This window comes from Dactylosporangium maewongense (assembly GCF_039531485.1).
Lineage (GTDB): Bacteria > Actinomycetota > Actinomycetes > Mycobacteriales > Micromonosporaceae > Dactylosporangium > Dactylosporangium maewongense.
This window is the reverse complement of the sequence record NZ_BAAAQD010000002.1, coordinates 325,118-337,752: the sequence shown is the minus strand read 5'-3', so window position 1 is coordinate 337,752 and position 12,635 is coordinate 325,118. Positions and strand designations below refer to the sequence as shown.

Here is a 12,635-nt window from a genome sequence, read left to right as displayed (position 1 = left end):
AGACTAATTGTGGCAATTTGCCCTATCTCAGGAACCGCAAATGATCCTTGAGCAGGGCGTACCCCACGAACGACACGATGTCGAGGATCGTGTGCGCCACGATGAGCGGCATGACCCGGTTCGTCCGCCGGTAGAACCAGCCGAAGACCAGCCCCATGACGAAGTTGCCGATGAACCCGCCGAAGCCCTGGTAGAGGTGGTACGACCCGCGGATCGCCGCGCTGGTCACGATCGCCACCCAGGGGTTCCACCCCAGGTCGCGCAGGCGGGTCAGCAGGTAGGCGATCATGACGATCTCTTCGAGGACGCCGTTCTGCAGGGCGGCCAGGATCAGCACCGGCACCGACCACCAGTGCGTGCCGAGCGCCTCGGGCACGATCTGCGCGCTGATCCCCAGCTCACGCGCCGCCCACACGAGGGCGAGACCCGGCAGGCCGATCAGGGCGGCGAGACCCACGCCGTAGCCGAGGTCGGAGCCCGGCCGCACGCCGAGGCGCCAGTCCTCGTGGTCGCGGCGCAGCAGGTACACCGCGAGCAGCGGCGCGACGAAGCCCAGACCCGTGTAGACCAGCTGGTATGCCAGGTCGAGCCAGGGGCGGTCCGGGGTGATCGACGGGTTGAGCGTCGCGGTCTGCTCGGAGAGCGGCTTCACGTAGGTGAGCCGGTCGATGATCGCCAGGATCGAGAGGATCGCGGACCTGCCGAGCGACACGCCGAGCAGCAGGATGACCTCGACGCGGACGGCACGCTTGTCGATCACGCGCGAAACTCTAGTTCGGCAGGGGCGCCGCCCGCACGAACGGCGCCCCTCCCGATGTTACGAATCCCCGAAGGCGTCGTATTTGATCCGGATTGCGGGGACCTGCATCTCCGCGAGGGTGCGCAGGGTCGAACGCACCATCTGCGGCGAGCCGGAGACGAAGAAGTCGTGGTCGTTCCACGGGCCGTAGCGGGCGACCACGTCGGAGATCCTGCCGTGCTCCCCGGGGAAGTCGGGGTCGTCGGTGGTCGCGGCCACCACCGACAGCCACGGGTAGCGGGCGGCGAGCCGGTTGAGGCAGGCCAGGTCGTACAGGTCGTCGCGGTTGCGGGCGCCGACGAACACGTGCACCCAGCGGGTCCGGTTGGCCCGGGTCATCTCCTCGATCAGCGCCTTGATCGGGGCGAAGCCGGTGCCGCCGGCGACGCAGACGATGTCGCGGGTCGAGCGGCGGTCCAGGACCATCGAGCCCATCGGGGCGCCGAGCCGGATCATGTCGCCCGGCTGGACCTTCCGGACCAGCGCGGAGGACACCCAGCCGGCGCCGACGGCCCGGACGTGGAAGTCGATGGAGCCGTCCTTGCGCGGCGCGTTCGCCGCGGAGTACACGCGCCACAGCCGCGGCTGGTATTTGCATTCGACGCTGATGTACTGGCCGGCGCGGTACTCCAGCGGCTGGAGCGGACGGCACGTGATGACGGCGATGTCCTGGTTGCGCCGCTCGTGGTAAAGCACCTCGGCGTGCCAGTAGGGCGGGTTCGTGGAGTCGGCCTCGGCGCCGGCGATCATCTTCTCGGCGATCACCGCGTAGGCGTCCCGCCAGGCCTGGTCGAACTCGTAGGTCCACTGGTCACCGGCGAAGGTGCGCAGGCCCTCCAACAGCGCCTCGCGGATGACGTCGTAGTGCTCGGGCCGCACGTGGAACTTGCGGTGGTCACGCCCGAGCGAGCGCAGGTACTCGTCGAACGTGTCGGGGTCGTCGACGGTCTGCACGGCGGTCACGATCGCGCCGAGAAGCCTGGAGCGCTGCACGTCCATCTGGACCGGGAAGAGGTCCCTCAGCTGCGGTTGGTTCAGGAACATACGCGCGTAGAAGTAGCTGGCGAGCTTGTCCTGCTGCTCCTCGACGAGGCTCCAACTCTCCTTCAGTAAACGCGACAGATCGCTCATCGGTGCCCTTCGCGGTCAAACGTAGGTGCCGTAGGACAGCCAGCGTCGCCACCAGGGAAGAACACGCATCGCACTGAGTGTGCGACGTCCCGTGTTCACCGATTCTTTTCCACTCGACGCGCCGGTACGAAGCACTGGACAGGTCGGCCATTCGGCTCAATCGCACTGACTGTCCGGCCGTCGCACACCACCGGTGTTTGGCTGGTGACAGAGCCAGCCGCCCATGGAGGTGCACCGTGCCGACCGTGTCCGATCTTTCGCGCGACGTGTCCAATGAGCTCGACGACCGGATGCAGCTCTTCATCCGCCGCCAGGAGATGCTGTTCGTGGCGACGGGCGAGCCGGAGGACGGCCACGACTGCACGTTCGTCACCGGCGGCGCCGGCTTCGTGCGGGTCCTTTCGGAGAACCGGATCGCGTGGCCCGAGTTCGGCGACGAGGGCCTGTCGGAGGCGATCACCGACATCGAGCGCGACCCGCGGGTCGGCCTGCTCTTCGTGGACTTCGCCCGCGGCGCGATCGGGCTGCACGTCAACGGCAAGGCGAAGGTGCTGGACGACGACGCGATGCGGCGCGCGTACCACTCGCTCCACCTGGATCCCGCGCTGGACCTGGTCGCCGACCGCCGCCCGGCGCGCTGGATCACGGTCTACGTCGAGTCGGCCTACATCTCCGCGGCGGGCGAGCTGTAGCGTCCCGCCCTTCCGGACGCCCGGGCTCGGGCGTCCGGCCCTTCCGGGGCACTCAGGCGTAATGCCAGGGCTTGCCCGTCTGGCGGTACTCCGTCGTCGGCACGAGCGGCGCGTCGTCCTCCATCCGGTCCACGTAGAGCCGCCCGTCCAGGTGGTCGATCTCGTGCGTGACCAGGCGGGCCAGCGCCTGCTCGTACACCGTCGTCACCGTCGAACCGTCGAGCAGCTCGCTCTCCACGGTGATCCGCAGCGGCCGCCGCACCAGCCCGCGGACGTCGAAGAACGACAGGCAGCCCTCGAACTGCTCGTCGGCGTCGGACGACTCCGCCACGACCCTCGGGTTGATCAGCACGATCTGCTCCGTGTCAGAGTCGGCCGCGCGGATCACCGCCACCGCCAGCCCCGAACCGAGCTGCGGGGCGGCGAGCCCCACGCCCTTCACGAAAGGGTGCAGCGCCTCGATCCGGTCCAGCGCCGTGGACAGCTGCTCGATGACGTCCTCGGCCCGCGCCGACTCACCGGGCAGGTCCAGCCGCCGCACCGGCCGGTCGAGGCCGGCGTCGCCGCGTTGGATCACACCGGCCGCGCGCATGGCGTCACTCGAGGCCGGCTGCACGAAAGGGGGCTCCTCCCAGTCGTCCGGCTGCTCGACCGCCCCTTCCGGCCGGGTGCCCCGGAAGCGCCACTCCAGCCGGTAGCGGTCGTGCAGGGTCGCCTGCTCGGTGTGCCACGAGAAGACCGCCCGCCCGTCGACGGACAGCTCCTGCGTGATGGGGGTGCGCAGCGGCACCTCCTCCGCCGACAGCGACGTCTGCACGCCCCAGACGACCGGCCGCATCCGCGCCGGGAACTCGACCTCGATGGTGAGCTGCCGGGTGGGCAGGCGGACGGTGCGCTGGAACCAGTGGCCCCACTTCTCGACGCTGATGTGCCACGAGTACGCGATGGTGGTCCGCTGCCCCGGGTACAGGGGGAAGCGGCCCTGCGCGTTCTCGAACAGCAGCCACGCCTCCTTGAGCGCGTCCCGGTCGGTCTTGGACCGCCAGTCCATGGGCTCGCCGGCGCACGACGCGACCATCGCCAGCTCGTCCCACGACATGGGGTGGTCACGGTGATGGCGGTTGGAGCGCGCCGGGTCGTCCGGGTAGCGGTCCACGGAGATCCGCACCAGGTAGCGCGTGACCGGCTCGGTGCCGGCGTTGTACAGCGCACGGCGGACCGTGCACCGGTATTTGCCGTCGACGTAGGACAGCCGGGCGGTCTCCCGCTCGACGACCAGTCCCGTGCCGGGCGGCAGCCACTGGTCGGGCACCGGCGGGTCGCGGCCGGGGAGGCCGACCCGGCTGCGGGCGGTCGCGCGCAGCTCGTCGTACTCCTTGTAGCGCTGCCAGATGGCGCCGCCGCTCTGCAGGATCGCCTCGGCGCGCCGGGCGAAGTCCTCGGTGGGGCGGTGGCGGCGGGCCTCGACGTGGCTCACGTAGGAGGCGTCGAACCCCATGGCGGCGGCCAGCTGCTTCTTGGACATGCCGCGGTCGATGCGCCACCGCGCGAACTCCGCGACGAACGCCTCTGACGCCCGCTGCACGGGAGAGTCGCTCGAAGTCATGTCCGTCCCAGCCCCGCAGGGAGACGGCCCCTGCCCGATTCAGTGTCCCCGCGGTCGGCTGTCGAACAGGTCAAGCGGACAATTTGCCGACAAAAGGGTTGACAACGCCTTCCCATCGGCGTTGATCAACGCTTGGGCATCAGCAGCCAGTCTGTGCAGAGTTACACAAAGTGACATCGGATAACGGACAATGTTGGAGTGGTTAGGCTTACCTAATCGCGGTATCGTGTGCGCTTGGCATGCACGTCTGGGGGTATCCGACGGTGGTGAGCACCGCACACACGCATAGGACGAGCGCCGCGCCGCGGCGTCCTCGCAGTGTGTCCCCCTGCCCGCCCGGCACCATCGGCGACCCAACGTGACCGCCCTCATCAGCCGGACGGCCGTCGATCCCCTGGCCCCGGTGATCGCCGGGCTGGCGCGGATGGGCCTGCGGCACGGAAAAGAATCACTCCAAGGGCTGTCCACCGGGCTGGTCCCGCCGCACACGCCCGGCTGGCGCGCCGCCGGCGAGCTGCTCACCGCCGAGGGCGTCCGGGAGTGGCTCGACGCCGCCGCCCGGCGCTGGGACGCGCAGCCGCACGCCGCCGCGGCCCTCGCCTGGAAGTGCTACTCGTACTGGCTGGCCCTGCCGGCTGTGATCGGGTTCACCGGTTCGCGGCGGGTACCGCTGATGACGCCGGATCACGTCCTGGTCCGGTTCTCCGACCGGCAGCCCTTCCTCACCCTCGCGCTGCGCCGGCCCGTCACCGCGGTCCTCGCCACCGACCCCATCGTCGCCACCGACACGCCGGGGCTGCTCATCGTCGACGACGAGGACGAGCTGCTGGGCGTCATGCGGCGCTCGCTCGTCGACGCCCACCTCGACCCGATGCTCGACGAGGTGCGCAAGCAGGCCCGCCTGGGCCGGCGGACGCTGTGGGGCTCGGTCGCCTCCGGGGTCTCCTACGCGATCTCCCGCGGCCACGTCGCGCCCCCGGACGTCCTCCTCGACACCGCCCACCGCGTGCTGGCCGCGCTCGGCGCCGACGACCTCGTCGACCTCAGCGCCCGCGATCAGGGCGGCCTCGACATCAAGCGGCGCACCTGCTGCCTCGCCTTCACCCTGCCCACCCCGAAGGTCTGCTCGAGCTGCTGCATCCGCGCCTGACATCAATTCCGGCGTCGATGGGTAAGTTGATGTCATCAACGACAGCGTCTCGACCAGACACACCAGGCACGTCCGCCTGGGCGACCACCTGTGCCTGCCGTTCGCGAGCGACCAGGAGCAGCGCGAGGTGGTGTCCGCCTACATCGCCGACGGCCTCGTCCGTGGTGAGCGCGTCCTGTACTACTCGGACCGGACCGCGCCGGGCGCCATCGACGCGTGGCTCGACCCGCGCGGCGTCGACGGGGCCCTCGCGATCGCCCGCGGCCAGCTCGAGGTCCGCCCGGCGGCCGACGACCGCTTCGACCCCGGCGTCCTCGTCGACGGCATCCGGGACGCCATCCGGGACGCCCGCGCCGCGGGCTTCCAGGGGCTGCGCCTCACCGGCGAGATGAGCTGGGCCCTGCCCGACACCGTCCGCCTGCACGAGTACGAGTCGGGTGTCGCCTCGACCGTCACCGGCTCCGACGGCGTCGCGGCGGTCTGCCAGTACGACGAGCGCCTCTTCGACAAGGCGGACTTCTCCGGTCTCGTCGCCCGGCACTTCGGGGTGATGACCATCGACCCGCTGCACGACGACCGCCGGCTCCGCATCGTGCCCACGTTCGCACCCCGCGGCCTGCGCGTCATCGGCACCGTCGACGACTCGACCGCCGGGCCGTTCGCCGAGGCGCTCGCCCACACCGCGGGATGGCCCGAGCCGATCGTCGTGATCGACCTCGCCGAGCTGCGCTTCATCGACGTCGCCGGCATCCGCGCCCTGGTCCGCGCCGCCGAGGCGCTGCCACCGGACCGGGCGCTGGAGGTGCGCCACCTCGCGCCGACCCTGCGCAACGTGCTGCGCATCGTCGGCTGGGACACCACTCCGGGCCTCACCATCGGGGACGCGGGGGTGCGGGCGTCGTGACGGGCCTGAAGCGCCGCGAACGGCGCCGGAGCACAACGGGGGCGACGTCGTGACCCTGATCCACCAGGCGCTGCTGTTCGACTCGCCCGAGCAGTTCCTCGCGGCGGCCGTGCCGTTCATCGTCGAGGGCGTGCACCGCGGCGACACCGTCCTGGCCGTGACCTCCACCCGCAACACCGGCCTCCTGCACGAGCGGCTCGACGCCGCCGCGGACCGGGTCATCTTCCTCGAGCCGTCCGGCTGGTTCGACTCCCCCGGGCGCACCCTCGACGCCCACCACCGCCGCATCGACGCCCTCGCCGGCGACAGCGCCGTCCTGCGGGTCATCGGCGAGCCGGTCTGGGCGGGCCGGGACGACCTCGAGACGTCGGAGTGGGGCCGGTACGAGTCGGTGGTCAACGTCGCGCTCGCCGACTCCCGCGCCTGGGTCATGTGCGGCTACGACAGCAGCGCCCTCGCCAGCACCATCGTCGACGACGCCCGCCGCACCCACCCGCGGCTCGCGGTCGGCACCGCCAGCGAGATCAGCGCCGACTTCGCCGAGCCGGCCTCCTACTACGCCGCCCACAACACGCCACTCACGCCGTGCCCGGCCACCGGTGTCGAATGGATCCCGGTCCACCCCGACCTGGCACCGGTCCGGCAGTTCGTCGCCGACCACGCCCCGCGCCTCGGCGTCGCGAACGACCGGGTCGACGACTACGTGCTCGCCGTCAACGAGATCGCCACCAACGTCCTGCGGCACGGCGGCGGCACGGGCGAGGCCCGCATGTGGGCGACCGACCGCCGGGTCATCTGCGAGATCACCGACTCCGGCACCGCCACCGGCAACTTCCTGGGTTTCCTGCGCGCCGGCCCGCACTCGGAGCGCGGCCACGGGCTGTGGATCGCCCGGCAGATCTGCGACCTGCTGGAGATGCGCACCGGCACCGCCGGCACCACCGTCCGCCTCCACATGCGGCGGGCGGTCTTCTGAGGGCGCAGCGGCGCGCCCCTGGTTGGATGGACACCGTGACCGCTTCCTTCTTCGCCGCCGAAGGTCCGCCGGAGGCGGAGTTCCACCCCGGCATCGCCCGGCGGATGGCCCACAAGACGGTCGCCGCCGGCGCCCTGATCAGGGACCCCACCGGCCGGATCCTCTTCGTCGTGCCCAACTACAAGCCGTACCTCGACCTGCCCGGCGGCATCGTGGAGACGGGCGAGCCGCCGAGCGCCGCCTGCCGCCGCGAGGTCCTCGAGGAGCTCGGCCTCGACCGGCCCACCGGGCGCCTGCTGGTCGTCGACTGGACGCCCGGCCGCGACCCCTGGAGCGACCAGGTCCAGTTCGTCTTCGACGGCGGCGTCCTCGACCCCGCCACCGATCTGCGCCCCGCCGCCGACGAGCTCACCGGCGTCCGGTGGCTCCCGCTGGAGGACGCCACCATCCGCGCGTCCCTGCACCGCCGCCTGTCATTGGCATTGACGGCACTCACCACCGGCGAGCCGATCCACGCCGAGATGGGCCACCGCCACCAGTAGCGTTACTCAACCCCGGGCACGCCCTACTCGCCCCCGAACGGGGGAAGCTGACCAGCGCAGGACCGGAACCGTTCGCATGCTGACGACTTCGTGTCCGGCCGCGCACACTCTGTTGCGTGACACGGTTCATTGAGGAAGCAGCATGATCGGCCACACGCCCCGCCACCGGGAGCCCGGCCCGACCGTCAAGATGCTGCGCAAGGTGCGCTGGCTCCGGGTGATGCACCCGCGCCTGCCGGCACCGTCGGTGGTCGCCATGGACGCGGGTCTGGACCCCACCTGCGTCTCCTGGCCGTCGGCAGTCGCGCTCCCCACCCACATCACATAACCCGCCGACCGCGGGGAGGCCGACCTGTGCGACGGCCCGCCTTCCCCGGTCAGCGGCCGGCACGAAAAACGGCGCCCCTGGTGTCAGAGGCGCCGTTTGCCGGGTGTGTGTCAGTCGTCGAGCCAGTCCAGCGAGCGCCGGTTGCCGCCGTTGCTGCCGTTGGCGCCGCCGCGAGGGGCGCCCTGCGGGTCGCCGTAGCCGCCGCGCTGCTCGTAGTTGTCGTTGCCGGCCCGCGGGGGCTCGGGGACGCGCTCGTAGCCGTCGCGCTCGTAGCCGGCGGCGGGCTCGTAACCGCCGCGCTGCTCGTAGCCGCCGCGGCCGGCGTACGGGCCGTCGTAGTCGGCCTGGCCGTTGTAGCCGTTGCCGGCGCTCGGGCTGTAGCCACCGCCGGCGCTCGGGTAGCCGTCGCCACCGCCGCCGGGGCCGTAGCCGCCCTGGCCGCTACCGGCCGACGGGCCGTAGCCACCCTGGCCACCGCCGGGGCCGTAGCCACCCTGGTCGCCGCCGTACCCGTTGGCGCCGTTGCCGTTGTAGCCGCCGCCGGACGAGGGGCCGTAGCCGTTCTGGCCGTCGTCCGCGCCGTAGCCGTTCTGACCGCCGTCCGCGCCGTAGCCGTTCTGACCGCCGTCCGCGCCGTAGCCGTTGGCACCGCCGGAGCCGGGGCCGTAGCCGCCGCCCTGGCCGCCCGCGTAGCCGTTGCCGGCGCTCGGCTCCCAGCGCTGGGTGGAGTCCGCGTACCCGCCGCCACCGCCGCCACCGCCCGAGGGGCCGTAGCCGGCCTGGTCGTTGTAGCCGTTGCCGCCGCCCGCGCCGTATTCGGGGCTGTAGGGGTCGACCGCCGGGCGGGACGAGGGGCCGTAGCCCGCCGAGGGGGCGCCCTGCGCGTAGCCGTCCTGGTCGTTGTACCCGCCGCCGTTCGCCGCGCCGTAGCCAGCACCGGCGGCCGCGGCACCGTAGCCGGAGCCCGCCCGCGGCAGGGGCGCGCCGTACGGGTCCGGCGGCACGTCGTAGTCGCTGGCGCGGCCCGGGCGCACGATCGCGGTCGCGTCGTTCGCGGAGCCACGGTTGATCATCGTGGGCGAGCCGCCCATCGCGCTGACCATCGTCGGGTCGGCCTGGGCCTGGCGGTAGCCGGGGCGCTGGGCCGCGCCTCCGCCACCGCGCCGCGGGGCCGGCTCCTCCTCGAGGTCCTCTTCGTCGTCGTCACCGCGGCGGCGCAGGAGCAGCACGATCGCGACGATGCCGAAGATGACCAGGAGCGCGCCGAGCGCGATCAGGATGTACGAGGAATTGCTGCCGCCCCCGCTGGACGTGTTGGTCGTGTTCTGCGCGCCCGGTGCCGCGGCCGACTGCGAGTCCGCGTCGGCGGGCGTGGTCTCCTCCATGGACGGCGGCGCGATCGGGGAGGCCGTCGAGCCGATCGGCACCAGGGCGATCCTGTTGCCGGTGCTCCCCTTGCCCGCCTGCACGTTGATGTTCTTCGTCCCGGCGTCGTACCCGTTCATGGTGACCGAGATCGAGATGCCGCCCGGGGCGATGGGGTTGCTCTCGGTGCCGAGCCAGCGGTAGGCGCCGGCGTCGTTGGTGGTCGTCGAGCGGCTCTTGCCGGCGCCGTCCTCCATGGTGACGGTCGCGCCCTTGAGCGCCTTGCCGGTGGTCGAGTCGTTGACCGTGCCTGAGACCTCGGTCACCGTCTGCGTCGCCGGCGCGGTCGCCGCGGCCGCCTTCAGGGTCACCTTGATCGAGCCGTTCCCGCCGCCCTGGATCTTGAGCTGCCCGTTGACGTCACGCGACTGGCCGGCCGGGATCGAGCTCTGTGCGGGCGGGCTGAAGGAGACGGTGAAGCTCTTCGAGCCCTCCGCCGGCAGGTCGCCCGGCGCGACCGTGCACTCGAAGCCCGTCGAGGTGTTCGAGCACCCACCGGGCGTGTTCATCGAGATGCCCTGGTCACCGACCGGGATGTCGACGCTGAACTTGACGTCGTTGTTCGGAGGGGCGTCGCCGGTGTTCCGAACCGTGATCGTCGAGGACCCCGCGCCGCCACCGACGGTGATCGTCGCGCTGCTCGCACTGATGTTGAGGTTCGCCGCCGCGAACGCTGGTGCGGCTGTCGTGCCGACTAGAGCGCCCGTCACCAGTACGGCCGCCGCCCCCGAGCGGAGCAGCAAGGCTCGTAGGTGGGTAGTCACGTCCACACCCCTCCGGATCTTGACTTCACCCGAGCGTCTCTGCCGAGCATGTCTGTCGATGGTCCATCATGCGAGCGGGGCTCGCTTTGCATGGTGCGCCGCAGCAAACTATGCCTTGTCCACAGGGGTCGGCGAAAGGCGCAGGGTGTTGCGACCGGCCCACAGGCGGTCGTATCGTCCCGTCATGTCCACTCCGCACCGATATTCCGACACGGTGCAGACCGTCCTTGATGCGATGGATGCCGGGCTCGTTCCGGACCGGTTCGCGCTGCGTGACGCTGTGCGCGAGCTTCTGGCTGACCTGCGGTCCCGTGTTCCCGGCCGTTCGGTGGAGGTGCGGGTTCCTCCATACGGTGCGATTCAATGTGTCGAGGGTCCGCGTCACACGAGAGGTACGCCACCCAACGTCGTGGAGACCGACCCAGCCACCTGGCTGGAGATCGCCACGGGTCGGAAATCGTGGCATGAAGCAGTCACCACCGGGAAGATCCGCGCGAGCGGAGTTCGGGCTGATTTATCGGCCTATCTACCCTTGTAACTGCGCAATTCGTACGTGACACTGGTTACGAACCGCGCGTGAACTGTGGCTGTGCGTCATGCCGAATTCCTCGCGTACACTTTGGGGCGCGAAGGCGACCGAATTGCGGCGCCTATCAGGTCGGATTCCCCTCGACCCACACCGCCGACGAACCCCGACGAACTGCGACGACAGGAGCGGCAACGTGCCCCGAGGCGATGGCCGGTTGAGCCACGAGCTCGACCCCCAGCGTCCAGGTCCTCAGGACAAGTGCGGTGTGTTCGGCGTCTGGGCGCCGGGCGAAGAGGTCGCGAAGATGACCTACTACGGGCTGTATGCATTGCAGCACCGTGGCCAGGAAGCGGCCGGCATCGCGGTTTCCGACGGCTCAGGCGTGGTGGTGTACAAGGACCTCGGCCTCGTGTCGCAGGTCTTCGACGAGCCGACCCTGGCGAGCCTGCGCGGCCACATCGCGATCGGCCACGCCCGCTATTCGACCACCGGCGGATCCAACTGGGAGAACGCGCAGCCCACGCTGCGCTCCACCGCCCCCGGCGAGGACCGCGGCGGCACCACGATCGCCCTGGCGCACAACGGCAACCTGGTCAACACGGCCGAGCTGGCCCGCCGCGTCGCCGAGCTCGGCGAGCGCGACCAGATGAACTCGACCAACGACACCGCTCTGGTGACGGCGCTGCTCGCGGCCCGCCCGGACCTGTCGGTGGAGGCCGCGGCGCTGGAGGTACTGCCGACCCTGCGCGGCGCGTTCAGCTTCGTGTTCATGGACGAGGACACCCTGTATGCGGCCCGCGACGTCAACGGCGTCCGCCCGCTGGTGCTCGGCCGCCTGGAGCGCGGCTGGGTGGTGGCCAGTGAGACCGCCGCGCTGGACATCGTCGGCGCCAGCATCGTGCGCGAGATCGAGCCCGGCGAGCTGATCGCCATCGACGAGCACGGCCTGCGCTCCACCCGCTTCGGCACCCCCGACCCCAAGGGCTGCCTGTTCGAGTACGTCTACCTGGCCCGCCCCGACACCACGATCGTCGGGCGCAACGTGCACGCCGCGCGCGTGGCGATCGGCCGCACGCTCGCCAAGGAGCACCCGGTCGAGGCCGACATGGTCATGCCGGTGCCGGAGTCGGGCACCCCGGCCGCGATCGGCTACGCGACGGAGTCCGGCATCCCGTTCGGCCACGGCCTGGTCAAGAACGCCTATGTCGGGCGCACCTTCATCCAGCCGTCCCAGACGATCCGCCAGCTGGGCATCCGGCTCAAGCTCAACCCGCTGCGCGACAACGTGCGGGGCAAGCGCCTCGTCGTCGTCGACGACTCTGTCGTGCGCGGCAACACTCAACGTGCGATCGTGCGTATGCTGCGAGAAGCTGGTGCGGTCGAAGTGCACGTCCGCATCTCGTCGCCGCCGGTCAAGTGGCCGTGCTTCTACGGCATCGACTTCGCCACCCGGGCGGAGCTGCTCGCCAACGGGCTCGACCTGGAGGGGATCCGCCGGTCGATCGGCGCTGACTCGCTCGGCTACGTGTCGCTGCCCGGCCTGATCGCGGCGACCGAGCAGCCGGCCAACCGGCTGTGCAGCGCGTGCTTCGACGGTCAGTACCCGATCGAGCTGCCGGCCGACAACGTGATCGGCAAGCACGTCCTGGAAGGTGTGGCGCGCGCTGCGGGGGCCGCTTCCACCACGACCGACGGTGGCGCGGTCAGCGTCGCCGCCAGTCCGGGCGGCTCGGGCGCACTGCTGCGCCCGTGACCCGCCCACCCGTAGCACCATGCGGTGGCCGCCGCC

The 12,635-nt window shown here is 71.1% G+C and carries 12 protein-coding genes; 8 read left to right on the top strand and 4 right to left on the bottom strand.

From position 1 onward, the window contains the following. Positions 1 to 22: 22 nt before the first annotated feature. Together ABD332_RS08425 and ABD332_RS08420 are read right to left on the bottom strand one after the other, a co-directional pair. Positions 23 to 760, bottom strand: a complete 738-nt coding sequence (locus ABD332_RS08425) for a CPBP family intramembrane glutamic endopeptidase (RefSeq protein ID WP_344501220.1) — start codon at positions 758 to 760, stop codon at positions 23 to 25. Positions 761 to 817: 57 nt separating this feature from the next. Beyond that, positions 818 to 1,930 (bottom strand): globin domain-containing protein, encoded by a 1,113-nt coding sequence (locus ABD332_RS08420; RefSeq protein WP_344501219.1) that lies wholly within the window; start codon positions 1,928 to 1,930, stop codon positions 818 to 820. Between the two features lie 245 nt (positions 1,931 to 2,175). On the opposite strand from ABD332_RS08420, the gene ABD332_RS08415 reads away from it, so the two are divergent. Beyond that, complete coding sequence (locus ABD332_RS08415) at positions 2,176 to 2,622, top strand: pyridoxamine 5'-phosphate oxidase family protein (protein WP_344501218.1); 447 nt, start codon at positions 2,176 to 2,178, stop codon at positions 2,620 to 2,622. A gap of 52 nt (positions 2,623 to 2,674) precedes the next feature. On the opposite strand, the gene ABD332_RS08410 is transcribed toward ABD332_RS08415, so the two are convergent. After that, complete coding sequence (locus ABD332_RS08410) at positions 2,675 to 4,228, bottom strand: peptide deformylase (protein WP_344501217.1); 1,554 nt, start codon at positions 4,226 to 4,228, stop codon at positions 2,675 to 2,677. A 358-nt stretch (positions 4,229 to 4,586) separates the two neighbouring features. Here ABD332_RS08410 and ABD332_RS08405 point away from each other — a divergent pair, with 358 nt between their 5' ends. From ABD332_RS08405 to ABD332_RS08385, 5 genes are all read left to right on the top strand, one after another. Then, on the top strand, positions 4,587 to 5,378 hold the full coding sequence (locus ABD332_RS08405; RefSeq protein ID WP_344501216.1) for a hypothetical protein: 792 nt from the start codon (positions 4,587 to 4,589) through the stop codon (positions 5,376 to 5,378). A 34-nt stretch (positions 5,379 to 5,412) separates the two neighbouring features. Continuing rightward, positions 5,413 to 6,282, top strand: a complete 870-nt coding sequence (locus ABD332_RS08400; RefSeq protein WP_344501457.1) for an MEDS domain-containing protein — start codon at positions 5,413 to 5,415, stop codon at positions 6,280 to 6,282. A gap of 49 nt (positions 6,283 to 6,331) precedes the next feature. Further along, positions 6,332 to 7,258 carry an anti-sigma factor RsbA family regulatory protein gene (locus tag ABD332_RS08395; protein WP_344501215.1) on the top strand — a complete coding sequence of 309 codons (927 nt, stop codon included), beginning with the start codon at positions 6,332 to 6,334 and terminating at the stop codon, positions 7,256 to 7,258. Between the two features lie 35 nt (positions 7,259 to 7,293). Beyond that, positions 7,294 to 7,800 carry an NUDIX domain-containing protein gene (locus ABD332_RS08390; RefSeq protein ID WP_344501214.1) on the top strand — a complete coding sequence of 169 codons (507 nt, stop codon included), beginning with the start codon at positions 7,294 to 7,296 and terminating at the stop codon, positions 7,798 to 7,800. A gap of 142 nt (positions 7,801 to 7,942) precedes the next feature. Beyond that, entirely contained in the window at positions 7,943 to 8,128 is a 186-nt protein-coding gene (locus ABD332_RS08385; protein ID WP_344501213.1) for a hypothetical protein, read from the top strand. Between the two features lie 110 nt (positions 8,129 to 8,238). Here ABD332_RS08385 and ABD332_RS08380 read toward each other — a convergent pair whose 3' ends face one another. Beyond that, a complete protein-coding gene (locus tag ABD332_RS08380; RefSeq protein ID WP_344501212.1) occupies positions 8,239 to 10,317 on the bottom strand; it encodes a carboxypeptidase-like regulatory domain-containing protein in 2,079 nt (692 codons plus the stop codon). 184 nt (positions 10,318 to 10,501) lie between these two features. On the opposite strand from ABD332_RS08380, the gene ABD332_RS08375 reads away from it, so the two are divergent. Then, positions 10,502 to 10,855 (top strand): sterol carrier family protein, encoded by a 354-nt coding sequence (locus ABD332_RS08375; RefSeq protein WP_344501211.1) that lies wholly within the window; start codon positions 10,502 to 10,504, stop codon positions 10,853 to 10,855. Between the two features lie 184 nt (positions 10,856 to 11,039). Next, complete coding sequence (gene purF / locus ABD332_RS08370) at positions 11,040 to 12,599, top strand: amidophosphoribosyltransferase (RefSeq protein ID WP_344501210.1); 1,560 nt, start codon at positions 11,040 to 11,042, stop codon at positions 12,597 to 12,599. Positions 12,600 to 12,635 lie beyond the last annotated feature (36 nt).

Excerpts from the sequence above, each read along its gene's own strand:
- ABD332_RS08375 (WP_344501211.1), top strand. The coding sequence starts at position 10,502 with ATGTCCACTCCGCACCGATATTCCGACACGGTGCAGACCGTCCTTGAT.
- ABD332_RS08385 (WP_344501213.1), top strand. The coding sequence starts at position 7,943 with ATGATCGGCCACACGCCCCGCCACCGGGAGCCCGGCCCGACCGTCAAG.
- ABD332_RS08420 (WP_344501219.1), bottom strand. The coding sequence starts at position 1,930 with ATGAGCGATCTGTCGCGTTTACTGAAGGAGAGTTGGAGCCTCGTCGAG.
- ABD332_RS08410 (WP_344501217.1), bottom strand. The coding sequence starts at position 4,228 with ATGACTTCGAGCGACTCTCCCGTGCAGCGGGCGTCAGAGGCGTTCGTC.